This window comes from Elioraea sp., assembly GCF_022842375.1.
In the GTDB taxonomy this organism is placed as follows: domain Bacteria; phylum Pseudomonadota; class Alphaproteobacteria; order Acetobacterales; family Acetobacteraceae; genus Elioraea_A.
In genome coordinates, this window is the sequence record NZ_JALHPR010000023.1 from 17,411 (window position 1) to 39,486 (window position 22,076).

Genomic DNA, 22,076 nt, shown 5'->3' on the forward strand with positions numbered 1-22,076 from the left:
GGCCGAACAGGAGACACATCATGCCGCGCATCCGCGAGTACCGCCGCATCGACTTCGGCACCGACATGATCGCCGAGGCGCTGCGCCTCTGCATCGCCGACATCATTCGCCTGGACATGCCCGACGCGCAGCTTGACCATGTGCGCATGGCGGAAGGCACCGACGACTCCGAGGAAGCCGTGGTGGTGGCGCGCTGGCGGCGGACCGGCGGCCTCTATCGCGACTGCACGATGGACGCCGAGGAGGTGACGGCCGTTCTCATCGGCTGGTGCAGGATCGCCGGCATCCCGCTGCCGAGGCACGGCGAGAAGGCGCTCGAGCCCGCGGCCGACGGGGTGACGCTGGTGATCCGCCAGAAGGGGCTCGCCCGCCCCGATGCCCTTCACTGAACAGGACGCGACACTGCACGCACGCACACCCGAAGCACCGCCGCGGCCCCGCATCTACCTGGCGGGGCCGGAGGTGTTCCTGCCCGATGCGCTCGACGTGCTCGCGGCCAAGAAGGGCATCTGCCTTCCCCTCGGCCTCGATCCCGTCGCGCCGCTGATCGACACGCCCCCGCCGCCGGCCACCACCGCGCGGGCGCGCGCGTTCGCGATCGCCGCTGGCAACGAGGCGTTGATCAGGAGCTGTGTCGCCGTCATCGCGAACCTGTCGCCGTTCCGCGGCGCCTCGGCCGATGCGGGCACGGTCTACGAGGTCGGGCTTGCGCGCGGGCTCGGCCTGAAGCTGTTCGCCTACACGACCGACCCGCGCGAGTATGCCGCGCGCGTACTGTCTGACCCGGACGGGCTGGACATCGAGGATTTCGGCCTGTCCGACAACCTGATGATCGAGGGCGGCATCGCGGCGGCGGGCGGCAGCTTCGTGCGCGTCACCGCCCCGGCTGCCGATCCGTGGCGCGACCTCGATGCCTTCACCGCCTGCGCGCGCGCCGCCGCGGCAGCCCTCGCGCCGCAGCGACGGGGCTGATCGCAGCGCCGCCCTCCGCCGCTGAAGCGGCCGGGTCGTCGATGGTCACCTCGCCGCACCTGGTGAATGCGCGGCCGTAACGGATACCGGCCGCGTCCATGCACCGCATCTCGCCATCACGCGCGTTCACGTAGCCCGCACCGATACCGCGGCTCCAAGGCGCGTTCCGATCGATTGGCATCGATCGATCGGAAGGCCGTCCGCTCGACGGGTGCATGGGGCGTTCGGCCGTGCGCCGGACACGGAAAGGGCGGGATGGTTGCCCACCCCGCCCAATGCGCCGTGCCGCGTGCCCGCCCGGCCTGGCTTTCGCCCGGCCGGAAGGACAGGATCAGGCGAAGACGATGTCGGTGCCGATGACGAGGCCGGTGACACCCTTCAGGATGATGCCGCCATCGTAGCTGGCGAAGGACACGATGGTATCGCCACCGATCTCCTGCACGATCTGCGAGTCGCCGCCGAGCTGGACGAGGAGCTGGTCCTGGCCCTGGGTGAAGTCGTAGATCGTGTCGACGCCATCGTCGTTCGCGACGTTGTAGAGGAAGTTGTCGGCACCCGACCCGCCATAGGCAACGTCGCCGCCGAGCGCGGTGGCGAGCTGGCCGGACATGACGAGCTCGATGCCGTCGACGAGGTAGTCGGACGGGTCGCCGGCGGCCACCGCGGCGGCGGTGTTGTAGCCGACGAAGCGGATCTCGTCGAAGCTGCCCTTGCCGCTGATGATGAAGCTGCCCTCGCCGCCGTTCGTCGCGCTGAACGTGCCGGTCGGGACGAGCAGATCGTCGGGGCCGTAGATGCTGTCGTCGACCAGGACGCCGTTGTTCCACAGCTGGATGCGGGCGACCTCGCCCTCGTTCTCGCCGCAGTAGAAGTAGTTCAGGTCGATCTTCGCGGCGATCGCGTCGCCACCGTCCCACTTCACAACGAGAACGTCGCTGAAGGTGTTGCCGTTGGCACCGCCCCAGGCGTTGATCTCGTACATGCCGTTCGCGCTCGCGGCATCGCCGTTGGTCACGGTGGCGGTGCCGAAGAACTCGGTGCGGTTCGCCTGGCTGATGCCGAGGCCGCCGACATCGGGGTACAGGGCCGGCGAGGTCTGCACGGTGCCGAGGTCGGCGGGGCCCGTCCAGATGCCCGAGGTCTGCGAGAACCCGGCGTTGAAGTCGGTGCCCGGGATCGCCGCGACGCCGGCCTGGTCACCGAGGCTGCTGGTGGCCTGGGCGGTGGCGATGTTGCCGCCGGTGGTCTTCCAGTAGGCCGTCATCGTCAGGTCGAGGCCGGCTGCGTCGGCGTCGTCGAACCAGTCGGTCAGCTGCGCGGTCGCACCCTGCTGGGTGCCGGCGAAGCCGAGCTTCACGGTGCCTGCAGAGCCGAAGAAGAGCTGGCCATGGTCGGTGCCGAGGGTCACGGCGCTCTGCGCGAAGCTGCCGTTGCCGTTGTACACGTCATCGCCGCCGCCCATGTTGGCGACCACGAGCTGGAGCTTGCCGGTGTTGTCGAACACCTGGCCGGGCAGCGTCTTGGCGAAGCCCGCCATGTCGCCCTGCTCGACGAGCAGGCTGTCGCCGAACTGGGAGCCGACCATCAGGAAGCTCGCCTGCCAGATCGAGACGTTCGGGCTCGCGAGGTTGGTGGTGAGCGAGATCGTCGCGTCGACGCCCTGGTCGCTCTCGGAGGCGATGAGCTCGCCGCGCTTCACGTTCTCGATATTGACGACGTACTTGCCCTCGTAGCCGTCGGTGCTGCGGCAGGTCGGCTCCACCGCCTCGTCGCCGAGCTTGATGCGCACGTCGACGAAGTTGCGGATGTTGATGCCGTTCAGGCCGGCAAGATCCTCGGTGTCGATCGACATCTCGAGGTTCTTGATGCCGTTCCAGTCGTTGTTCGCCAGCGAGAACGACAGCACGCCGTCGACCACGCTGCTGGTCAGCACCGGGTTCTGAGCGGCGGCTGGGCCCGAGAAGGCGCGGCCATCGGCGAGGTTGTTGGAGAGGCCCGACCCGGCGTAGGTGCCGCCGTTGAGGAAGTCGAGGCTGTGCCGGGCGGTGTTGCCGTTCACCTGCTCGACGTTCGCGTTGGCGTTGAAATTGCTCGACGCGACCGTCGTGGGCACACCCTGCACGATCCCGGGGACGCTGTTGGCCGACCCGGTGCCGTCGCCGGCGCCGCCGTCCCAGGTGTTGCGCTGGCCGGTGCCAGTCGCGCTCTGGCTGAAGAGGATGTAGCTCTTGTTCATGTCCGTACCCCCGTGATCGGTGGCGCAGGCGCGGAGACATGCCGCAGCCTACGGCTGGTGTCGAAAAACGTGAAGAGAATGTAAACGGTTCTGCTGCGTCGCGGTAGGGGGGAAACGATGACATTCTGAAGCGTCAGCGCATTTTTGCTACACGTCAGCGGCGATGGGCTGATTTTTTCACAACCTACACGTGCATATCTGACGCGTGCGTATGGTGATCGCATTCTGATGTACGGCACAACAGGCAACGAGTAGCTCCCACAGCACTGATACAATGGGCATTTCTCGGATTACGCGAGGACAGGCCGTGAATCGACCGGAGAGTCGTCACAACTTACGATATCTCGTTCCATTAATGTGATCCATCTCACACCGCTCACTGCCGCACGAGTTGCATCCCGCCCGTCCCACGGCCCCGCCCGACGGTCAGGCATCCGCGGTTGCGCCACGCCGCGAGGCTTGCCAGAAAGGGGCCGCGGGGGCACCACGACCTTGGTCCCCAGACAAGTCCCTGCCCACGGCCGTGGCAGATGCCCCACGGTTGGCCGGATCGCGGGCAGGCCCTGAACGACCGCTGCGCGACCTGGCGCCAAACGAACGGGAGTGAAGAACAGATGACCATCCAGAAATCGGTGACCAACGCCGGACCGGCGCGTCGCCTCGCCGCGACAGCGGCGGCGGCAGCGCTCGCCCTCGGGCTCGCCGGCCCCGCCGCGGCACAGTCCGCCGCCACCTTCGATGCCATCAAGGCCCGCGGCACCATCAACTGCGGCACCAACACCGGCCTCGCCGGCTTCGCCGCGCCCGACAGCCAGGGCGTGTGGCGCGGCCTCGACGTCGACCTCTGCCGCGCGGTCGCCGCCGCGATGTTCGGCGATGCGACGAAGGTCCGCTACATCCCCACCACCGCCCAGCAGCGCTTCACCGCGCTCCAGTCGGGCGAGGTCGACCTGCTCAGCCGCAACACGACCTGGACGCTCAGCCGCGACACCTCGCTCGGCCTCGACTTCGTGGGCATCAATTTCTATGACGGCCAGGGCTTCATGGTGAAGCGCAGCCTCAACCTCACCACGGCCAAGCAGCTCGACGGCGCGACGGTGTGCGTGCAGCCCGGCACCACGACCGAGCTCAACCTGACCGACTGGTTCCGCGCCAACAACATCCGCTTCACCCCGGTGGTGATCGAGCGGATCGAGGAGGTGAACGCGGCGTTCTTCTCCGGCCGCTGCGACGCGCTGACGACCGACATCTCCGGCCTCGCCTCGGTCCGCTCGACCCAGGGCGCCAATGCCGAGCAGTTCGTGATCCTGCCCGAGGTCATCTCAAAGGAGCCGCTCGGCCCGACCGTGCGCCACGGCGACAGCCGCTGGGCCGACATCGTGCGCTGGACCCACAACGCCATGCTCGAGGCAGAGGAACTCGGCCTCACCTCGGCCAACATCGACCAGCACATGGCCTCCGCCAACCCGACCATCCAGCGCTTCGTCGGCGCCGCCGGCGGGCTTGGGCAGATGCTCGGGCTCGACAATCGCTGGGCCTACAACATCATCAAGCAGGTCGGGAACTACGGCGAGAGCTTCACCCGCAACGTCACCCCGCTCGGCATCCAGCGCGGCCCGAACGAGCTCTGGACCAAGGGCGGGCTGATGTACGCGCCCCCCATGCGCTGATCGGCCCTGCAATGATCGGCGGCGCGCCGATGCGCTGACCGCCATCGCGTGCGGCATTGCCGGCCGCGGCGCTCGGTTGGGCAGGCTGGCGCAACGTTGGGCAAAGGGGCCGCCTCGCGCGTCGGGGCGGCCCTCTTTGTTGCTGATTGATGGTATCAATCCTGTTGAACGGGCACGCGGGCTGGCCCACATTGCCCGCGCAAGCCGCCGGAGTGCGGCCGGGAATGCGGCGCAGCAGCAGCGCGAGCCGGCGACGGAACGCCACGTCACGAATGTGGTGCCCGAGGGCGGCTCTGGGACTTCTGGGTTCTGGGACGGAGGGCTACCAATGATCAATTTCATGCGCGCCGGCGTTGTCGCCGCGGCGTTCACGATCGGTGCGACCGGGGTCGCGATCGCACAGCAGGCCTCGACCTTCGACGCCGTGCGGGCGCGCGGCGTGCTCAACTGCGGCGTGACGACGGGCGTTGCCGGCTTCTCCAACCCCGACAGCCAGGGCGTCTGGCGCGGGCTCGACGTCGATGGCTGCCGCGCGGTGGCCGCGGCGCTGTTCGGCGATGCCACGAAGGTCCGCTATGTCGGCACGACCAGCCAGAACCGCTTCCCGGCGCTTCAGTCGGGCGAGGTCGACCTGCTCGTCCGCACCACGACCTGGACGATGGCGCGCGAGGCGAGCCTCGGCTTCCAGTTCGCCGGCATCAACTACTATGACGGCCAGGCCTTCATGGTGAAGCGCTCGCTCGGCGTCACCTCGGCCAAGCAGCTCGACGGCGCGACGGTGTGCGTGCAGCCCGGCACCACCACCGAACTCAACCTCGCCGACTACTTCCGCACCAACCGCATGTCGTTCCGCGCCGTGGTGATCGAGAGCATCGAGGAGATCCGCAACGCCTTCATCTCCGGCCGTTGCGACGTCTACACGAACGACAGCTCCTCGCTCGCCTCGTTCCGCTCGACGCAGGGTGCGAACGCCGAGCAGTACGTGATGCTGCCCGAGATCATCTCGAAGGAGCCGCTCGGCCCGGTCGTGCGCAAGGGCGACCAGAAGTTCTTCGACCTCGTGCGCTGGGCGTTCTTCGCACAGCTCGCGGCCGAGGAGCTCGGCGTGACGTCGGCCAATGTCGACCAGATGCTGACCAGCCAGAACCCCGAGATCCAGCGCCTTCTCGGCGTCACCGGCGGGCTCGGCCAGATGATGGGTGTGGACAACCGCTGGGCCTACAACGTGATCAAGCAGGTCGGCAATTTCGAGGAGCTCTGGGAGCGCAGCATCACCCCGATGGGCGTGCCGCGCGGCATCAACGCGCTCTGGACCAAGGGCGGGCTGATGTACGCCCCGCCGATCCGCTGATTGATACCGGCGTGCGCAAGTACGACCGGCGGTGACGGGAAGGGCCGCGGTTCGCCGCGGCCCCGACATCAACCGCCGGGCGCACCCGCCGCCCTCTCGGCCGGAGGCACCGATGCCGAACGACGCAACCACCGCTGATCCGCGCTACGCCCGCCGCCCGCCCTCGAAGGGGTTTACCCTCTCGTGGCGCGATCCGACGGTGCGCAACATCGTCTGGCAGCTGCTGATCCTCGGCATCGTCGGCTTCATCGGCTGGTGGCTCGTCTCCAACACGATGCGCAATCTCGAGGTGCGCAAGATCGCCACCGGCTTCGGCTTCCTCGAACGGGAAGCGGGCCTGCCGATCGGCGAGTACATGATCTCGTACACGCCGGCCGACACCTATGCGCGCGCGCTGCTCGTCGGCGTGCTGAACACGCTCCGGGTCGCGGTCATAGGTGCTGTGCTGGCAACCCTGCTCGGGGTCGTGATCGGCGTTGCGCGGCTGTCGAAGAACTGGCTCGTGTCGAAGCTCTCGGCCGTCTATGTCGAGGTGCTGCGCGACCTGCCGCTGCTGCTGCAGCTGCTGTTCTGGTACGGGCTGATGCAGGCCCTGCCCGGGCCGCGGCAGGCGATGAACCCCGTCGACGGGGTTTTCCTCTCCAACCGCGGCATCAAGTTCCCCTGGATCATCTGGGAGAGCGCGCACAGCGCCGCGCTGCTCGCGGCCGTGCTCGGCGGCATCGCCCTGATCTTCGTCAACCGCGCGCTGCGCGCCAGGCAGTTCGCCACCGGCGTGCGTACGCCGCTGTGGCCCTTCGCGCTTGGCCTGGTCGCAGGCCTGCCGGTCGCCATCTGGCTGGCCATGGGCGCGCCGTGGACGGTCGACGTGCCCGCGCTGAGGGGCTTCAACTTCCGCGGCGGCGGCACGATCAGCCCCGAATTCGCTGCCCTGCTTCTTGGCCTCGTCCTCTACACCGCCGCCTTCATCGCCGAGATCGTGCGCGCCGGCATCCAGGCGATCCACAGCGGCCAGTGGGAAGCGGCCGGCGCGCTCGGCCTCTCGCGGGGCGACCAGCTGCGCCTGATCATCCTGCCCCAGGCGCTCCGCGTGATCATTCCGCCGATGACGAGCCAGTACCTGAACATCACCAAGAACAGCTCGCTCGCGGTCGCCATCGGCTACCAGGACATCGTCTCGATCGCGAACACGACGATCAACCAGACCGGCCAGGCGATCGAGGGCATCGCCATCATCATGATGGTCTATCTCACCATCAGCCTGTCCATCTCCGCCTTCATGAACTGGTACAACGCGCGCATCGCGCTGAAGGAGCGCTAGGCCATGACCCCGCCTCCTGCAGACGCCGCCGCGATCGGCTCCTCGCCCGAAGGGTTCGTGCCGCCGACGACGCGCACGCCGCCCGTCCTCAGCGTCGGGTTCATCGGGTGGATGCGCGCGAACCTGTTCAACTCGTGGCTGTCGACCGCCGTCACGCTGCTGCTCGGCTACCTCATCATCCGCTGGACGCTCGGCTTCCTCGACTGGGCGGTGTTCAACGCGGTGTGGTCGGTCCCAGGCACCGGCCAGCAGGTGAACACCACGGCCTGCCGCGAGATGAAGGGCATCGGCGCCTGCTGGGCGCTGATCGGCGAGAAGTACCGCTTCATCCTGTTCGGTCTCTATCCGTTCGACCAGCAGTGGCGGCCTGCCATCTGCATTGTCGTGTTCATCGGCCTCTATGTCGTGTCGGCAATGCGGCGCTTCTGGCGGCGCGAGCTGCTGCTGGTGTGGATCGCGGCACTCACCGTGATCGGCATCCTGATGTGGGGGGGCGTGTTCGGCCTGTCCTATGTCGAGCAGGAGCGCTGGGGCGGGCTGATCATCACGCTGATCCTGTCCACGTTCGGCATCGCCTTCGCGTTTCCGCTCGCGGTGCTCGTCGCACTCGGGCGGCGGGCGAACAACCTGCCTGCGGTCAAGGCGCTCTGCGTCGTCTACGTCGAGCTGATCCGTGGCGTGCCGCTGATCTCGCTGCTGTTCATGGCCTCGGTGATGTTCCCGCTGTTCCTGCCCGAGGGCATGAACATCGACAAGCTGCTGCGTGCGCAGATCGCGATCATCCTGTTCGCCGCGGCCTACCTTGCCGAAGTGGTGCGCGGAGGGCTGCAGGCGCTGCCGCGCGGCCAGTACGAGGCGGCCGAAGCGCTCGGCCTCTCCTACTGGAACAAGACCGGGCTGATCATCCTGCCGCAGGCGCTGCGCATGGTAATCCCGCCGCTGGTGAACACCTTCATCGGCATGTTCAAGGACACGTCGCTGGTGCTGATCATCGGCATCTTCGATCTGCTGAACGCCGCCAAGACCGCGATCATCGAGCCTGCCTGGCAGGGCTTCGGCATCGAGGCCTATCTCGCGGTGGCGGCGATCTACTTCGTATTCTGCTTCGCGATGTCGAAGTACAGCGCCGGTCTCGAGACCGAGTTCAACCGGCACCGCAACCGCTGATCGCACCGGACGAGAGGAAAGACACCCACATGCAGCAAGTGGCCGTAGCGGCGAACGATCATGCGGCGGAACTCGCCGCGGCGAAGCCGATGATCGAGCTCGACCGCGTCAACAAGTGGTTCGGCGCGCTGCACGTGCTGCGCGACGTGACGCTGACCGTGAAGGAAGGCGAGCGCGTCGTGGTCTGCGGCCCCTCGGGGTCGGGCAAGTCGACGATGATCCGCTGCATCAACCGGCTCGAGGTACACCAGGAAGGCACCATCACGGTCGATGGCATCGAGTTGACGGGCGATCTCCGCAACATCGACGCCATCCGCCGCGAGGTCGGCATGGTTTTCCAGTCGTTCAACCTGTTTCCGCACCTGACCATCCTCGAGAACCTCACGCTCGCCCCGATCTGGGTGCGCAAGATGCCCAAGAAGGAGGCCGAGGAACTCGCGATGATGTATCTCGGCCGCGTCAAGATCCCCGAGCAGGCCGCGAAATACCCGGGCCAGCTCTCGGGCGGCCAGCAGCAGCGCGTGGCGATTGCCCGCGCCCTCTGCATGAGGCCGAAGATCATGCTGTTCGACGAGCCGACCTCGGCGCTGGACCCCGAGATGATCAAGGAAGTGCTCGACGTGATGGTCGAGCTCGCCGAGAGCGGCATGACGATGGTGGTCGTCACCCATGAGATGGGCTTCGCCCAGAAGGTGGCCGACCGCGTGGTGTTCATGGACCGCGGCGAGATCGTCGAGGTCGGGCCGCCCAAGGAGTTCTTCGACAACCCGCGGTCGGACCGCCTCAAGATGTTCCTGAGCCAGATCCTGCGCGGGCACTGACACAAAGGTGGGCGGAGCCTCAGTCGTCGAACTCGACCTCGAGGATCCGCCCCGTCCGCGCGCTGATCTCGACCTCCATCTCGCGCCCGTCCACGTGCCAGCCTTCGACCTCCCACTCATCGTCGTCGCAATCGACGTCCTTGACGTGCAGGAGCCCGACGGTCGCGGCGATCGCGATGGCCTGGGCGGCAGAAATCGGCATGCCACGGCAATCGTCCTCGGCCTGCGCCGGGACCGGAAGCGCAAGCAGGGCGGCGAGGGCAGCAAGGCGCAGGATGACGGCCATCATATGGTCTCCCGGTCGTTGAGCGATTGCCAGCGAGGCTGCCGCACTGCAATGGTGGCACCGTGACGCGATGTTGGCCCTGCCGTGGCGGTGCACCCTGCGGCTGGACAACGCGCCGCCCGCGCCCTTATTCCGCACGCCCGTGACCTGATGGCCGACGACACAGCAGAATCCCGCGACGACACCTGGGGCCGGCTCATGGCAGCCGCCCAGGATGGCGACCGGCGCGCCTATGAGCGGCTGCTGCGGGAGTGCGTGCCCTTCCTCCGCTCGGTCGCGCGGAGGCGGTTGCGCGGCGAGGCCGATGTCGAGGATGCGGTCCAGGATGCGCTGCTGACCATCCACCAGATCCGCGCCACCTACGACCCGACGCGCCCGATCCGCCCCTGGCTTGCCGCGATCGCCGAGCGTCGCGCGCTCGACCGCGCCCGGGTCACCGGCCGGCGGGGGGCACGGGAAATCGAGCTCGATGACGTTTTGAGCGAAACCTTGCCCGGCTCCATGACGAATGAAGGGGAAGCGCGGCTTGTTGCGCGCGAGATCCGCGCCGCTGTCGCGGAGCTTCCGGCGGGGCAGCGCCAGGCGATCGAGCTCCTGAAACTCCAGGAACTCTCCCTGGCGGAGGCCTCGGCACAGACGGGAAGTTCCGTGACCGCGCTGAAGGTGGCAACCCACCGGGCGATCGGCGCGCTGCGCCGAAAACTCGGCGGTGAATGAGGAGATGCGACGGGTGAAGACCGACGACCTGGTCTCTGCCATGGCCCGGGAAATGGGGCCGGTGAAGCGGCTTCGCCCACCCATGGTGCGCGCTGCCCTTTGGCTCGGCTTCAGCGTGGCCGTGATTGCCGCGATCGTCGCGGTTTCCGGGCCGCGCGATGACCTGGCCCAGCGCCTCGCGCAACCATGGGAGGCAGCGCAGATGGCGATGGCTGCCATCACCGCCGTTCTCGCCGCGATCTCTGCCTTCCACCTGACTCTGCCCGACCGGTCGGATCGCTGGGCACTGCTGCCACTGCCCAGCCTCGTCCTCTGGGTCGGCACGCTCGGCTGGGGGTGCGTCGTGGATTTCGTCCGCCTCGGTCCCGATGGCATCGCGCTCGGCACGTCCTTCGGCTGCCTTGGATTCATCCTCGGACTGTCGCTGCCGATGGGTGGTGCCCTGCTGGTGGCCCTCCGCCATGCCGGGCCGATCCGCCCGGGCCCGACGATGGCCATAGGCGTTCTCTCCATCGCCATGCTGGCCTCCGTCGGACTCTCGATCGTGCACTATCTCGACGCTGCGGTGATGGTGCTGATCTGGCATGTCGGCGCGGTCGCGATCGCCACTGCGATCGGCGGGGTCGTTGGCGGGCGCACCCTGGCGCGGCAGAGTGCGCTGGTTCAGGCAGAGGCCTGATTCAGCCCGCAGCCTGATTCAGCCCGCAGCCTGATCAGGCCGCGGCCTGACCCCGCCGCGCCCGCAAGGCGCCCGCCACCGCCGGCCACAGCAGCACGCCGACGGCCGCGACCCAGAGCACGGCCGAGAGAGGGCTCGAGACGAGGATCCAGAGATCGCCGTCCGACAGCGCCATCGCCCGGCGCACGTTGTCCTCGAGCATCCGCCCCAGCACCATGCCGAGCAGCAGCGGCACCAGCGGCATGCCCGCCTTGCGCGCCGCCCAGCCCGCGACGCCGAAGAAGGTCGCGAGCAGCAGGTCGAGCACCGAGTTGTTCACCGCCCACACGCCGGCGAAGGCGAGCGCGATCACCAGCGGGTAGAGCACCCAGGGCGGGATGAGCAGCATCCGCACGAAGAAGCGGATGAGCGGCAGGTTCAGCACCAGCAGCACGACGTTGGCGACGTACATCGATGCGATGAGGCCCCACACCAGCGGCGCATTGTCGCGGAACAGAAGCGGGCCCGGCGTGATGTCGTACAGCATCAGCGCGCCCATCATCACCGCGGTGGTGGCAGAGCCGGGGATGCCGAGGGCGAGCATCGGGATCATCGAGCCGGCATGCGAGGCGTTGTCGGCCGTCTCCGGTGCGGCGACGCCGCGGATGTCGCCCTTCCCGAACGTACCGGAAGGCCCGGCGATGCGCCGTTCCATCGCGTAGGCGAGCGGGGTGGCGAGCGTGGCACCCGCCCCCGGCAGCACGCCGATGACGAAGCCGGAGGCGGCACTGCGCAGCATCGTCGGGAATGTGTAGAGAATGTCGGCAAGCCGCAGCCCGCCGCGGGAGACATCAGGCACGCTGTCGAACGCCCCGCCGCGGCGCTCGAGCAGTTCCAGCACCTCGGCCACCGCGAACAGGCCGATGACGACGACGGTGAAATCCACCCCGTCGAGGAATTCGAGCACGCCGAAGGTGAAGCGCTCGATCCCCGTTCCGCTGTCGACGCCGACGGTGGCGATCAGAAGCCCGATCGCGCCCGCCGCCAGCGCCTTGGCGGCTGACCCGCCGCCGATGCCGGCCGCGGCGGCGATGGCCAGCACGATCAGCGCGACGTATTCCGCCGGGCCGAAGGCGAGGCCGGCGCGCGCAATGGTGGGTGCCGCGATGGTGAGCATGATCACCGCGCCGGTGCCGCCGACGAAGGAGCCGATCGCGGTGATGGCGAGCGCCCTCGCCCCCTCGCCGCGGCGGGCCATCGGGTAGCCGTCGAGCGTCGTCATGACGGATGACGGGTCGCCCGGCACGTTCAGCAGGATCGCCGCGATCCGCCCGCCATAGCCGCCACCGTAATACGTCGCTGCCATCAGGATCAGCGCGGAGGTGGCGGGAAGCTTCAGGGCGTAGACGAGCGGCAGCAGCAGCGCGATCGCGTTCACCGGCCCGATGCCGGGCAGGGCGCCGACGACCGTCCCGGTAAAGGCGCCGGCGACCGCGAGTGCGAGGTTCAGCGGCGAGAGAGCGGTGGCGAACCCAGCCCCGAGGAGACCAAACGCCTCCATCAGCCGAACAGCCCGGCCAGCAGGCCCTTGGGCAGGGGGATCTCCAGCACGCGGTCGAACAGCAGGTAGAGGGCTGTGCCAAAGCCGATGCCGAGGAGCCCGGCGGGGATCAGCCGCGCGCCGAACACCTTCGCCGCGATCGCCACCGTGATCGCAGTCGCCAGCACGAAGCCGAGTGGCCGCATGCCGAGGGCGTAGAGCGCGAGCGCGCCGGCGGCCGCGGCGATCGCACCCAGCCGCGCGGGGCTCGGCCAGTCGACGGGCGGGCCGGGGCGGAGGCCGACGATGACGCCGCAGACGAACAGCACCGCACCCGCGACGGTGGGGAACGGCTTCGGCCCCACCGGGTCGCCGAGGAAGCGCACATCGATCATCTGCGCCGCCACGATGGCCGCGAGGCCGAGCGCGGCAAGCGCCACGCCCAGCACGCGATCGGTGTTGCCCCTCGGCGCCATCGCCCCACCCCCGCGCCGGTGCCCGCGTCAGGCTGCTACTGGATCAGGCCCATTTCCTTCGAGAGCTCACGCATTGTCGCCACGCGCGCCTTCACCAGCGTGGTAAATTCCGCCCCGAAGCTGTCGAACGCGAACAGGCCCTGGCCGTCGCGCGCCGCCGGCCAGTTCGGGCTGGCGCTGAGCTTGCGCAGCGCCTCGACCCAGAAATTGTAGGCCTCGTCCGGTGCTGCCGGCGCCATGTAGACGCCGCGGATGATCGCCCACTCGACGTCGAGGCCCTGTTCCTTCGCCGTTGGCACGGCGGCGAAGGGGGCCGGCAGGCGGTCGGGCGAGAGGGTGGCCAGCACGCGCACCTCGCCGGCCGCAAGCTGGCCCTTCACCTCGGACGCATCGCCCGGGAACACCTGGATATGGCCGCCGAGCAGTGCGGCCATCGCCCCGCCGCCGCCGTCATAAGGCACGTAGCGCATCGTGCGCGGGTTGACGCCTGCCGCGCGGGCGATCAGCGCTGCCTTCATCCAGTCCTGGCTGCCGACCGTGCCGCCAGCGCCCATCGGCACCGCGCCAGGGTTGGCCTTCAGCGCAGCGACGAGGTCGGCCAGCGTCTGGAACGGGCTGTCCTTGCGCACGACGATGACACCGAAATCGGCCCCGATCGCGCCGATCCAGCGCACGTCGTTCTCGGTCCAGCGGCCGAACTTGCCGGTGGCGAGGTTGAGGAAGCTCCCGGTCGAGACGGCGACGACGGTGTTCGGATCGGCCCGCCGCTGGGCCTGGATGTGGTTCATCGCGACCGCGCCGATGCCGCCTGGCATGTTCGTCGTGCGCATCGGGGCGGTGACGATGCCGTTCTCGTTCAGCATCCGCCCGAGCAGGCGGCAGGTGAGGTCGAACCCGCCGCCGGGCCCGGCCCCGGCGATGCATTCAGGGTTGGTCGGCTGGAATTGCGCCTCGGCGCGCATCGGCGCGAGCGCGAGTGCGACAGCGAGCGTCGTTGCTGCGATACGGATCATGCGGTCCTCCCCACTTCGTCAGGCGCTGCCCGCCTGTCCCGGCGACGGAGCCTGCCATCCACTGTCCGAAGCCGCCACCCCCTTCCGTCTGGCGGGGTGCAACCCACCGGGCACAGGATCGTTCCATTCCGGAGCCGTTTCGTGCTCACATTGCAACAGCAGCGTTCCGGGGCATCACGCGATGGCATATCGTCTGGCCAGGATCGAGGGCATTGGCCCGAAGCTCGCCGCCCGGCTGGGCGAAGCCGGGCTTGCCACGACCGATGACCTGCTCGAGGCGGCCGCGCGCCCGAAGGGTCGTGCAGCGATCGCCGGCAGGACCGGCGTCAGCGAGGCGCTCATCCTGAAATGGGCCAACCGGGCCGACCTGATGCGCGTGAAAGGCATCTCGGAGGAGATCGGCGACCTGCTCGAGGCCGCCGGCATCGATACGCTGCCGGGCCTGAAGCGCCGCCGCGCCGCAGAACTGGCCGAGGCGCTGCAGGCGGCGAACGACAAGCGGAAGCTGGTCCGACACGTGCCGGGCGAGGCGCAATGCGCCCGCTTCATCGCCGAGGCCCGCGCCCTGCCCCGCATCCTCAGCTATTGAACAGGCGAACGGGGGCGGGCGATTGACCAGGGGCGGCGGGAGGGGAACCATCCGCCTCCACACCCCGGAGTCGCCCATGCCCCCCATCACCGCCACCGACGCCTGGGCCGCCCTCGCCGCTCTTGCCGCACGGCCGGATGCCGGCGCGATCCGCGACCGCATCGGGGCTGACCCGAACCGCTTCGCCCGCCTCTCCCGCGCCGGCGCCGGCCTCCTCCTCGACCTGTCGCGCACGTCCCTCGACGAGGCGACGCTCGCCGCCCTGCTCGACCTTGCCGCGGCAGCCGACGTTCCGGGGAAGCTCGCGGCGATGGCGCAAGGCGAGATCGCCAACGCCACCGAGGGGCGCGCGGCGCTGCACATCGCGCTGCGTGCGCCGAAGGATGGCGGGTTCCGGGCGCGTGTCGGCGACGGGTGGGAGGATGCCTCCGCGCTGGTGCATGCCGAGCTGGCCCGGATGCGCGCCTTCGTCGCCGCGATCCACGAGGGCCGGCTGCGGGGTGCGACGGGCGCGCCCTTCTCGGCGGTGCTGAATATCGGCATCGGCGGGTCCGATCTCGGGCCTGCGATGGCCACCGAGGCGCTGCAATCGCTGCAGCCGCGCATGGATGTGCGCTTCGTCTCGAATGTCGATGGCCACGCGCTCGCCCCCGTTCTCGCGACGCTCGACCCGGCCCGCACGCTCGTGCTCATCGCGTCCAAGACCTTCACGACGCAGGAGACGATGGCCAACGCCGCCGTTGCGCGGGCCTGGCTCGTCGCAGCGCTCGGCGAGGGGGCGATCGCCACGCATGTCGCGGCCCTCTCCACCAATGCCCGCGCGGTCGCTGCCTTCGGCGCAACGGCGGCGCAGACCTTCGGCTTCCGCGACTGGGTGGGCGGCCGGTTCAGCCTCTGGAGCCCGATCGGCCTCGGGATCGCGCTCGCGCGCGGGTGGGAGGCCTTCGCCGGGCTGCTCGCCGGCGCATGGGCGATGGACCGCCACGCACTCTCCGCCACTCCGGCCGAGAACCTGCCCATCCTGCTCGGCCTCGCCCATACCTGGCACGCCACGTTCCGCGGCCACGCGTCGTACGCCTGCCTGCCGTATGACCAGCGCCTCGCCAGGCTCCCGGCCTGGCTGCAGCAGCTGGAGATGGAGAGCAACGGCAAGCAGGTGGACGCCGCGGGCCGCCCCGTCACCTACCCCACCGCGCCGGTGGTGTTCGGCGAGCCGGGGACCAATTCGCAGCACAGCTTCATGCAGCTCATTCACCAGGGGCCGGCGATCGTGCCGGCCGACATCATCATGGTCGCCCAGCCCGAACATGCGCTCGCCGCCAACCACCGCATCCTGCTCGCCCACGGTCTCGCCCAAGGGGCAGCGCTCGCGCTCGGCCGGTCCGGGGCGGAGCAGGAGAAGGCGATGCTGGCCGCCGGCATGGCGGCGGACGAGGCAGCACGCCTTGCCCCGCATCGCCACTTCCCTGGCGACAGGCCGAGCATCGGCATCGTCCTGCCCCGGCTCACCCCGGAAACCCTCGGCGCCCTGCTCGCCCTCTACGAACACAAGGTGGCGGTGCAGGCCGCCATCTGGGGCATCAACGCGTTCGACCAATGGGGCGTCGAGCTCGGCAAGACGTTGGCCGCCGGCACGCTGACCGCGCTCGAGAGCGGCGCGACCGCAGGCCTCGATGCCTCGACCGCCGGCCTGGTCGCTGCGCTGCGCCAGCTTGGTGCCGGATCCACACACTGATGGACGGCATGCTGCCCTCCCGCCCTGTCTCGCGTGTCAGGCTACTGCCCTCCGCAGTAGCGGACAGGATCGCCGCGGGCGAGGTGGTGGAGCGTCCGGCGGCGGTGGTGAAGGAACTGGTCGAGAACGCTCTCGATGCCGGGGCGAGCCGCATCGCGGTCACGATCGAAGGCGGCGGGATCGAGCGCATCACGGTCGAGGATGATGGCGCCGGGATCGAGCCCGCTGACCTCGCGCTGGCGGTCGAGCGCCACGCCACCTCCAAGCTCGCCGACGAGCGGCTGATCGAGATCGCCACCCTCGGCTTCCGGGGTGAGGCGCTGCCCTCGATCGGCGCCGTCGCGCGGCTCGAGATCGTCTCGCGCCGACAGGGTGCCACGGAGGGTGCTGCCATCACCGTCACCGGCGGTGCGAAGGGCGAGGCCCGGCCGGCACCCGCAAGCCCCGGCACGCGGGTGACGGTGCGCGAGCTGTTCTTCGCCGCTCCCGCCCGCCTGAAGTTCCTCCGCGGCCCGCGCGCCGAGGCCGATGCCGCCATCGCTGCCCTCCGGCGCCTGGCGCTCGCCCACCCCGGCGTCGCGTTCCATGCCACCGTCGATGGCCGCGAGGTTCTCTCGCTCGGCCCGGCGACGATGGAGGCGCGGGCTGGCCGGCTGCTCGGGGGGGAGTTCGCGTCCCATGCCATCACGCTGGCCGCCGAGCGTGGGCCGATGCGGCTGTCGGGCCTCGTCGGCCCGCCGAGCCTGACGCGCGCGACGCCCGCCGAGCAGCACCTCGTGGTCAACGGCAGGCCGGTGACCGACAGGCTGCTGCGCACCGCACTCCGCGTCGCCTATGCCGAGGCGATCGAGCGCGGGCGGCACCCGGTGGCCGCCCTGTTCCTGGAGCTTCCCGCCCCGCTGGTCGACGTGAACGTTCACCCCGCCAAGACGGAAGTACGGTTCCGGGATGCCGATGCCGTGCGCGGCTTCGTCATCGCCGCGATCCGCACCGCGCTTGGCGGCGCCGTCTCCGCCCCCGTTGCCGCCGCCCCGCTCCGCCTCGCGCCGATGGGGCCGATGGGCGCGCTCGCCGAGGCGCCCCCCCCACCGCTGATGGGCCTTCCCCTGATCGCCCCGCCGCGCGCGGCCGTCAGCGCGCCCGCGCCGGCAGCGGCAGACCACCCCCTCGGCGCCGCCCGGGCGCAGCTTCTCGCCACCTACATCGTTGCCGAGACGGCCGATGGCGCGATGATCCTGGTCGACCAGCACGCTGCCGCGGAGCGTCTGGCGCATGAGGCGTTGAAGGCCGCCCGCGCGTCAGGCGCCGTGCCGTCGCAGGCGCTTCTCGTGCCGGCGGTGGTCGAGCTCGACGGCGTCTCGGCCGCGCGCGTCGTGGCGCGGGCGGGCGAACTCGCCGCACTCGGCCTTGCTGTCGAGGCGTTCGGCGAGGGCGCGGTGCTGGTGCGTGCCCTCCCAGCCGCGCTGGCCGGGGCTGACCCCGCTCCCCTCGTCCGCGACATCGCCGACGAGCTGGCGGAGGACGAGACGACGGCGCTGACCCTGAGGCTCGATGCCGTGCTGGCGCGCATGGCCTGCCACGGCTCGATCCGCGCGGGGCGAAGGCTGGCACCGGCGGAGATGGATGCGCTGCTGCGCGCGATCGAGACGTCACCGGGCAGCGGCACATGCAGCCACGGCCGTCCGACCTGGATCAGGCTCGCGAAGGCCGACCTGGAACGGTTGTTCGGCCGACGGTAGATGCTACCGGCCGACGGTGATCGCGGCGAACAGCCCGACGGTCGCTGCGACGCAGCCGATCCAGAGCCAGCCGCCGCCGCGCGAGGCCGCCACCGCAGCGGCCGCTGGCGGCAGCACCACCTCCGGCTTCGGCGGCGCGGTGGCGTTGGCGATCGCCTCGCGCGTGGCGGGGTCGAGACGCTCCATCGACTTGCGCGCGATCATCGGCACGAGGCCGCGCGCCTTCACGATGCGGTCGACGAACAGCCCGGTGCGCGGCTCATGCTCCGACCGCACCATCGCGACCGTGACCTTGGGCGAGGGGAAATCAGCCTCGAGCGCGCGATAGGATGCCTCCGCCCCGGCCAGGTCGGGGTGGGCGGAGCCGAGATACCACCGCCCCTTCGCCCCGACGCGGGTCGGGATCTCGGCATGCAGCAGCACTTCGTAGAGGCAATCGCGCATCACCCGATCATGACGACCACGGATTGACGCGGCCTTAACCGCCGCCTTCGGCACGAAGGAACAGCACGTGTGCCGCGCCGTAGCGTCGCTCATCGCAGCACGCATATCCCGCCATGTCGGGCAGGCCGTCCTCTGCCCCGACCTCGGCGACCACGAGGGCGCCCGGGGCGATCCAGCCTGCGGCACCGAGGGCAGCAAGCGCGCGCGGGACGAGCCCGTGGCGGTAGGGCGGGTCGAGGAACACGAGCGTCGCGGGCCGGTCGGCACGAGGCGGGGCCAGCACGTCGACGGTCAACACCTGGGTTCGCCCCTCCGCCCGGCAGGCGGCGATGTTGGACCTGAGCGTGGCAACGGCCGCGCGCGCCTGTTCCATGAAGACAGCCGATGCCGCGCCGCGCGACAGCGCCTCGAGCCCCATCGCCCCGGTGCCGGCGAAGCCATCGAGCACATGCGCGTCGAGCACTGCCGCGCGGCCGGCGAACGGGGCATGCAGCAGCACGTCGAAGATCGCCTGGCGGGCGCGGTCAGCGGTCGGGCGCGTCGCCTCGCCGGCGGGGGTGGCCAGGCGTCGGCCGCGCCAGGCGCCGCCCACGATTCTCAGAGGGCAATCCTCACGCTCAAGCCTTTGGATGGACGCGCTTCGGCGCGGCCAGGCCAAGCTGCTCGCGCAGCACCTTGGGCGGCACCTCCTCCACCTGCCCGCGCGGCAGCAGGCCGAGCTGGAACGGCCCATAGGCGACGCGGATCAGCCGCAGCACGGGCAGGTCGAGATGCTCGAACACCCGCCGCACCTCGCGGTTCTTGCCCTCGCGCAGGGAGACGGTGAGCCAGGAGGCCTCGTTCTTGACGGCATCGAGACCTGCCTCGATCGGGCCGTAGCGGATGCCCTCGATCGTGATGCCCTTGCCCAGCGCGGCGAGGGAGGCGAGGTCGGGGCGCCCGTGGACGCGGATGCGGTAGCGGCGCACCCAGGCATTCTCCGGATGCTCGAGCTGCCGCGCCAGCCCGCCATCCGTCGTCAGCAGGAGCAGCCCCTCCGAGCCCATGTCGAGCCGGCCGACGGAGACGACCCGCGGCATGTCCTCGGGCATCTTCTCGAACACGGTCGGGCGGCCCTCCGGGTCGCGGGCGGTGACGAGCAGCCCCTTCGGCTTGTGGTAGCGCCAGAGCCGCGCGCGGCCCGGCGGGTCGACCGGAACACGGTCGACCGTCACGGTGTCGCCCGGCTCGACCAGCACGGCCGGGTCTGCGAGCTTGCGGCCGTTGATGGCGATCCGCCCCTCGGCGATCATCCGCTCGGCGTCGCGGCGGCTGGCCACGCCCGCGCGGGCGAGCCATTTCGCAACCCGGTCGCCCGCCGTGCCGTCGGCAGCACCTTTCGGCGTGGTGCCGGCCCGCCTCATGGCCCTGCCTTCCTCATCGGTTGCCTGTTTCCATCATGGATGTGATGTAGCGCGGATGGACGGAGCGCACGAGACGCCGATGCAGCGAGCCCTGGCCGAGGCGAGGGCGGCGGCCTCGCGCGGCGAGGTGCCGGTGGGCGCGGTCGTGCTCGGGCCCGACGGCCGAGTGCTCGCCGCTGCCGGAAACCGCGTCGAGGAGCTGTCGGACCCGACGGCGCATGCCGAGATCCTGGCCCTTCGCGCCGCCGCGACGCTCAGGGGTGAGCCGCGCCTGCCCGATTGCGACCTCGTGGTGACGCTGGAGCCCTGCCCGATGTGCGCCGCGGCGATCGCGCTGTTCCGCGTCCGCCGGCTGGTGTTCGGCGCCTATGACCCGAAGGGCGGCGGCGTCGAGCATGGGCCGCGCGTGTTCTCGCATCCCACCTGCCACCACCGCCCGGAGATCGTGGGCGGGGTGGCGGAGGGGGAGGCCGCAGCGCTGCTCAGGGACTTCTTCGCCGCGCGGCGATGAGCCTGGCTCAGCTTGCCTTGCGCAGCACGTCGTTCGCGATGTCGCGCTGGTCGATCTCGTAGATGAGGGTGCGGCCAGGACCCTTGCGGTCAGGCCAGATGGTCGGCGCCTGCGTCGCGAGCAGGGCCAGGGTGCGCACGCAGGGAACGGGCTCGGCTGTGCCCGTGGGGTCGTGGATGAACATCACGATGCGCTCGGACGATCGCATGGCAAAGACTCCGGGGATGCGGGGTTGTCGTTGCCGGGGTGTCTAGACGATGGCGTGCCCTGTGGAGGAGCGCGAACGTTGCGTGTCAGGCATGTTACAGTAGGCGAGTCATCCCCGAATTTGACGCAGATTACGGGAAGTCGTTGCGTTCGCTTCCCGTATGCCGCGAAGTGGCTACAGCTTCAGCCCCAGCCGCCGCACCATAGCCGATTCCTCCTCGTTCTGCTTCGCGGCGAAAGCCGTGTAGGCGGCGCTGTCGAGATACCAGGGGGACATGTCGAACCGCGCGAGGATCGCTGCGTGGGCAGGATCGTCGATCGCCCGGCGGAAGGCGTCGTCCAGCACCTTCACCACGGCCGGGGCCATCCCCTTCGGCCCGGCGAACCCGTAGGGCGAGGCTGAGACGATCTCGTAGCCGAGCTCCTTCAGCGTCGGCGTGTCGGGGAAGTTCCGCGCCCGCTCCGCCCCCCAGGTGACGAGGAGGCGCAACCGTCCGTCCTTCACCAGCTGCGCCCAGCCGGAGCTGTCGGCCGTCGCCATCACCGTGCCGGCGAGCAGGGCTGTCTGGTTCTCGGCCACGCCGCGGAAGGGTACGTGCAGGAACTCGACGCCGACCTTCTGGGCCAGTTGCTCCATCGTGATGTGCAGCGAGGTGCCCACCCCCGGCGTGCCATAGGTGAGCTTGCCCGGGTTCGCCTTCGCCCAGGCCATCATCTCGGGGAAGGTGGCGAACGGGCTGTCGGCGCGGACGACGATGCCGAACAGATAGCCGGTGATATGGCTGACATAGGTGAAATCGGTCAGCGGGTTCCAGCCTGGGGTCGCCTGCATCGAGGGGAAGCGGAAGACGCTGATCGGCATCTGCGCCAGGGTGTAGCCGTCAGGCCGCGCCTGCAACAGATGCGTCGCCCCAAGCGTGCCACCGGCACCGGGGCGGTTCTCCACCACCATGGGCTGGCCGAGCAGCTTGCCGGCGGCTTCGGCGAGGCTGCGCATCTGCAGGTCGGTCGATCCGCCGGCCGTCCACGGGCAGATGAGGCGGATCGGGCGGTCGGGGAAGGTGGCGGCCCGCAGCGTCGCGGGGGCGAACGCTGCAGGCGCGGCAAGCAGCGCGCCGGCGCCCATGAGCGCAGCACGGCGTGTGGTGCGGAATGCGGTCATCGGTATCCTCCCGTCGCGCCTGGGTCTCTGCCTGGCGTCATGCAGGAGTGTGGCGGCA

At 69.9% G+C, this 22,076-nt stretch carries 23 protein-coding genes; 13 read left to right on the forward strand and 10 right to left on the reverse strand.

The window, feature by feature from the left end; translation table 11 throughout:
• Window positions 1–20 precede the first annotated feature (20 nt).
• Window positions 21–389, forward strand: coding sequence for a hypothetical protein (locus Q0C38_RS17130; RefSeq protein ID WP_291298335.1), 369 nt, complete (start codon window positions 21–23; stop codon window positions 387–389).
• Complete coding sequence (locus Q0C38_RS17135; RefSeq protein ID WP_291298336.1) at window positions 376–972, forward strand: nucleoside 2-deoxyribosyltransferase; 597 nt, start codon at window positions 376–378, stop codon at window positions 970–972. Before Q0C38_RS17130 ends, Q0C38_RS17135 begins: the two co-directional genes overlap by 14 nt.
• Before the next feature lie 331 nt (window positions 973–1,303).
• Here Q0C38_RS17135 and Q0C38_RS17140 read toward each other — a convergent pair whose 3' ends face one another.
• On the reverse strand, window positions 1,304–3,208 hold the full coding sequence (locus Q0C38_RS17140; protein WP_291298337.1) for a hypothetical protein: 1,905 nt from the start codon (window positions 3,206–3,208) through the stop codon (window positions 1,304–1,306).
• A 614-nt stretch (window positions 3,209–3,822) separates the two neighbouring features.
• On the opposite strand from Q0C38_RS17140, the gene Q0C38_RS17145 reads away from it, so the two are divergent.
• The 5 genes from Q0C38_RS17145 to Q0C38_RS17165 all read left to right on the forward strand — a co-directional run bounded on the left by Q0C38_RS17145 (window position 3,823) and on the right by Q0C38_RS17165 (window position 9,538).
• Window positions 3,823–4,878: an amino acid ABC transporter substrate-binding protein gene (locus Q0C38_RS17145; protein WP_291298338.1), complete on the forward strand. Its 1,056-nt coding sequence runs from the start codon at window positions 3,823–3,825 to the stop codon at window positions 4,876–4,878.
• A 328-nt stretch (window positions 4,879–5,206) separates the two neighbouring features.
• The gene (locus Q0C38_RS17150) at window positions 5,207–6,229 is read left to right on the forward strand and encodes an amino acid ABC transporter substrate-binding protein (protein WP_291298339.1); all 1,023 of its coding nucleotides are present in this window, start codon (window positions 5,207–5,209) and stop codon (window positions 6,227–6,229) included.
• A 112-nt stretch (window positions 6,230–6,341) separates the two neighbouring features.
• Window positions 6,342–7,550 (forward strand): amino acid ABC transporter permease, encoded by a 1,209-nt coding sequence (locus tag Q0C38_RS17155; protein ID WP_291298340.1) that lies wholly within the window; start codon window positions 6,342–6,344, stop codon window positions 7,548–7,550.
• A gap of 3 nt (window positions 7,551–7,553) precedes the next feature.
• Window positions 7,554–8,717 carry an amino acid ABC transporter permease gene (locus Q0C38_RS17160; RefSeq protein ID WP_291298341.1) on the forward strand — a complete coding sequence of 388 codons (1,164 nt, stop codon included), beginning with the start codon at window positions 7,554–7,556 and terminating at the stop codon, window positions 8,715–8,717.
• Between the two features lie 29 nt (window positions 8,718–8,746).
• Window positions 8,747–9,538, forward strand: coding sequence for an amino acid ABC transporter ATP-binding protein (locus tag Q0C38_RS17165; RefSeq protein ID WP_408870041.1), 792 nt, complete (start codon window positions 8,747–8,749; stop codon window positions 9,536–9,538).
• A 19-nt stretch (window positions 9,539–9,557) separates the two neighbouring features.
• On the opposite strand, the gene Q0C38_RS17170 is transcribed toward Q0C38_RS17165, so the two are convergent.
• On the reverse strand, window positions 9,558–9,824 hold the full coding sequence (locus Q0C38_RS17170) for a PepSY domain-containing protein (RefSeq protein WP_291298342.1): 267 nt from the start codon (window positions 9,822–9,824) through the stop codon (window positions 9,558–9,560).
• Window positions 9,825–9,974: 150 nt separating this feature from the next.
• Between Q0C38_RS17170 and Q0C38_RS17175 the strand changes: the two genes are divergently transcribed.
• Window positions 9,975–10,541, forward strand: coding sequence for a sigma-70 family RNA polymerase sigma factor (locus tag Q0C38_RS17175; protein ID WP_291298343.1), 567 nt, complete (start codon window positions 9,975–9,977; stop codon window positions 10,539–10,541).
• Window positions 10,542–10,554: 13 nt separating this feature from the next.
• On the forward strand, window positions 10,555–11,220 hold the full coding sequence (locus Q0C38_RS17180) for a DUF1109 domain-containing protein (RefSeq protein ID WP_291298344.1): 666 nt from the start codon (window positions 10,555–10,557) through the stop codon (window positions 11,218–11,220).
• A gap of 34 nt (window positions 11,221–11,254) precedes the next feature.
• Here Q0C38_RS17180 and Q0C38_RS17185 read toward each other — a convergent pair whose 3' ends face one another.
• From Q0C38_RS17185 to Q0C38_RS17195, 3 genes are read right to left on the reverse strand one after another with little or no spacing between them, the layout of a single operon-like run.
• Window positions 11,255–12,760 carry a tripartite tricarboxylate transporter permease gene (locus Q0C38_RS17185; RefSeq protein WP_291298345.1) on the reverse strand — a complete coding sequence of 502 codons (1,506 nt, stop codon included), beginning with the start codon at window positions 12,758–12,760 and terminating at the stop codon, window positions 11,255–11,257.
• Complete coding sequence (locus Q0C38_RS17190) at window positions 12,760–13,215, reverse strand: tripartite tricarboxylate transporter TctB family protein (RefSeq protein WP_291298346.1); 456 nt, start codon at window positions 13,213–13,215, stop codon at window positions 12,760–12,762. Before Q0C38_RS17190 ends, Q0C38_RS17185 begins: the two co-directional genes overlap by 1 nt.
• Before the next feature lie 35 nt (window positions 13,216–13,250).
• Window positions 13,251–14,228 (reverse strand): tripartite tricarboxylate transporter substrate binding protein, encoded by a 978-nt coding sequence (locus tag Q0C38_RS17195; RefSeq protein ID WP_291298347.1) that lies wholly within the window; start codon window positions 14,226–14,228, stop codon window positions 13,251–13,253.
• A gap of 181 nt (window positions 14,229–14,409) precedes the next feature.
• Here Q0C38_RS17195 and Q0C38_RS17200 point away from each other — a divergent pair, with 181 nt between their 5' ends.
• The 3 genes from Q0C38_RS17200 (at window position 14,410) to mutL (ending at window position 18,291) form a co-directional block, all read left to right on the forward strand.
• On the forward strand, window positions 14,410–14,817 hold the full coding sequence (locus Q0C38_RS17200) for a DUF4332 domain-containing protein (protein WP_291298348.1): 408 nt from the start codon (window positions 14,410–14,412) through the stop codon (window positions 14,815–14,817).
• A gap of 76 nt (window positions 14,818–14,893) precedes the next feature.
• Window positions 14,894–16,552: a glucose-6-phosphate isomerase gene (gene pgi, locus Q0C38_RS17205; RefSeq protein WP_291298349.1), complete on the forward strand. Its 1,659-nt coding sequence runs from the start codon at window positions 14,894–14,896 to the stop codon at window positions 16,550–16,552.
• A gap of 8 nt (window positions 16,553–16,560) precedes the next feature.
• Entirely contained in the window at window positions 16,561–18,291 is a 1,731-nt protein-coding gene (gene mutL, locus Q0C38_RS17210; protein WP_291298389.1) for a DNA mismatch repair endonuclease MutL, read from the forward strand.
• Between the two features lie 3 nt (window positions 18,292–18,294).
• Here mutL and Q0C38_RS17215 read toward each other — a convergent pair whose 3' ends face one another.
• The 3 genes from Q0C38_RS17215 to Q0C38_RS17225 are packed head-to-tail and all read right to left on the reverse strand — an operon-like array spanning window position 18,295 to window position 20,138.
• A complete protein-coding gene (locus Q0C38_RS17215; RefSeq protein ID WP_291298350.1) occupies window positions 18,295–18,735 on the reverse strand; it encodes a hypothetical protein in 441 nt (146 codons plus the stop codon).
• Window positions 18,736–18,769: 34 nt separating this feature from the next.
• Window positions 18,770–19,336 carry a 16S rRNA (guanine(966)-N(2))-methyltransferase RsmD gene (gene rsmD / locus Q0C38_RS17220; protein WP_291298390.1) on the reverse strand — a complete coding sequence of 189 codons (567 nt, stop codon included), beginning with the start codon at window positions 19,334–19,336 and terminating at the stop codon, window positions 18,770–18,772.
• 16 nt (window positions 19,337–19,352) lie between these two features.
• Window positions 19,353–20,138, reverse strand: coding sequence for a pseudouridine synthase (locus Q0C38_RS17225; RefSeq protein WP_291298351.1), 786 nt, complete (start codon window positions 20,136–20,138; stop codon window positions 19,353–19,355).
• A 79-nt stretch (window positions 20,139–20,217) separates the two neighbouring features.
• On the opposite strand from Q0C38_RS17225, the gene Q0C38_RS17230 reads away from it, so the two are divergent.
• A complete protein-coding gene (locus Q0C38_RS17230) occupies window positions 20,218–20,649 on the forward strand; it encodes a nucleoside deaminase (protein WP_291298352.1) in 432 nt (143 codons plus the stop codon).
• A 7-nt stretch (window positions 20,650–20,656) separates the two neighbouring features.
• Here the strand turns inward: Q0C38_RS17230 and Q0C38_RS17235 are convergent, their stop codons facing one another.
• Window positions 20,657–20,857: a hypothetical protein gene (locus tag Q0C38_RS17235; protein WP_291298353.1), complete on the reverse strand. Its 201-nt coding sequence runs from the start codon at window positions 20,855–20,857 to the stop codon at window positions 20,657–20,659.
• Window positions 20,858–21,031: 174 nt separating this feature from the next.
• Window positions 21,032–22,018, reverse strand: coding sequence for a tripartite tricarboxylate transporter substrate binding protein (locus Q0C38_RS17240; RefSeq protein ID WP_291298354.1), 987 nt, complete (start codon window positions 22,016–22,018; stop codon window positions 21,032–21,034).
• Window positions 22,019–22,076: the final 58 nt, after the last annotated feature.

Excerpts from the sequence above, each read along its gene's own strand:
- Q0C38_RS17130 (WP_291298335.1), top strand. The coding sequence starts at position 21 with ATGCCGCGCATCCGCGAGTACCGCCGCATCGACTTCGGCACCGACATG.
- Q0C38_RS17135 (WP_291298336.1), top strand. The coding sequence starts at position 376 with ATGCCCTTCACTGAACAGGACGCGACACTGCACGCACGCACACCCGAA.
- Q0C38_RS17140 (WP_291298337.1), bottom strand. The coding sequence starts at position 3,208 with ATGAACAAGAGCTACATCCTCTTCAGCCAGAGCGCGACTGGCACCGGC.
- Q0C38_RS17145 (WP_291298338.1), top strand. The coding sequence starts at position 3,823 with ATGACCATCCAGAAATCGGTGACCAACGCCGGACCGGCGCGTCGCCTC.
- Q0C38_RS17150 (WP_291298339.1), top strand. The coding sequence starts at position 5,207 with ATGATCAATTTCATGCGCGCCGGCGTTGTCGCCGCGGCGTTCACGATC.
- Q0C38_RS17155 (WP_291298340.1), top strand. The coding sequence starts at position 6,342 with ATGCCGAACGACGCAACCACCGCTGATCCGCGCTACGCCCGCCGCCCG.
- Q0C38_RS17160 (WP_291298341.1), top strand. The coding sequence starts at position 7,554 with ATGACCCCGCCTCCTGCAGACGCCGCCGCGATCGGCTCCTCGCCCGAA.
- Q0C38_RS17165 (WP_408870041.1), top strand. The coding sequence starts at position 8,747 with ATGCAGCAAGTGGCCGTAGCGGCGAACGATCATGCGGCGGAACTCGCC.
- Q0C38_RS17170 (WP_291298342.1), bottom strand. The coding sequence starts at position 9,824 with ATGGCCGTCATCCTGCGCCTTGCTGCCCTCGCCGCCCTGCTTGCGCTT.
- Q0C38_RS17175 (WP_291298343.1), top strand. The coding sequence starts at position 9,975 with ATGGCCGACGACACAGCAGAATCCCGCGACGACACCTGGGGCCGGCTC.
- Q0C38_RS17185 (WP_291298345.1), bottom strand. The coding sequence starts at position 12,760 with ATGGAGGCGTTTGGTCTCCTCGGGGCTGGGTTCGCCACCGCTCTCTCG.
- Q0C38_RS17190 (WP_291298346.1), bottom strand. The coding sequence starts at position 13,215 with ATGGCGCCGAGGGGCAACACCGATCGCGTGCTGGGCGTGGCGCTTGCC.
- Q0C38_RS17195 (WP_291298347.1), bottom strand. The coding sequence starts at position 14,228 with ATGATCCGTATCGCAGCAACGACGCTCGCTGTCGCACTCGCGCTCGCG.
- Q0C38_RS17200 (WP_291298348.1), top strand. The coding sequence starts at position 14,410 with ATGGCATATCGTCTGGCCAGGATCGAGGGCATTGGCCCGAAGCTCGCC.
- pgi (WP_291298349.1), top strand. The coding sequence starts at position 14,894 with ATGCCCCCCATCACCGCCACCGACGCCTGGGCCGCCCTCGCCGCTCTT.
- mutL (WP_291298389.1), top strand. The coding sequence starts at position 16,561 with ATGCTGCCCTCCCGCCCTGTCTCGCGTGTCAGGCTACTGCCCTCCGCA.
- Q0C38_RS17215 (WP_291298350.1), bottom strand. The coding sequence starts at position 18,735 with ATGCGCGATTGCCTCTACGAAGTGCTGCTGCATGCCGAGATCCCGACC.
- Q0C38_RS17225 (WP_291298351.1), bottom strand. The coding sequence starts at position 20,138 with ATGAGGCGGGCCGGCACCACGCCGAAAGGTGCTGCCGACGGCACGGCG.
- Q0C38_RS17230 (WP_291298352.1), top strand. The coding sequence starts at position 20,218 with ATGCAGCGAGCCCTGGCCGAGGCGAGGGCGGCGGCCTCGCGCGGCGAG.
- Q0C38_RS17235 (WP_291298353.1), bottom strand. The coding sequence starts at position 20,857 with ATGCGATCGTCCGAGCGCATCGTGATGTTCATCCACGACCCCACGGGC.
- Q0C38_RS17240 (WP_291298354.1), bottom strand. The coding sequence starts at position 22,018 with ATGACCGCATTCCGCACCACACGCCGTGCTGCGCTCATGGGCGCCGGC.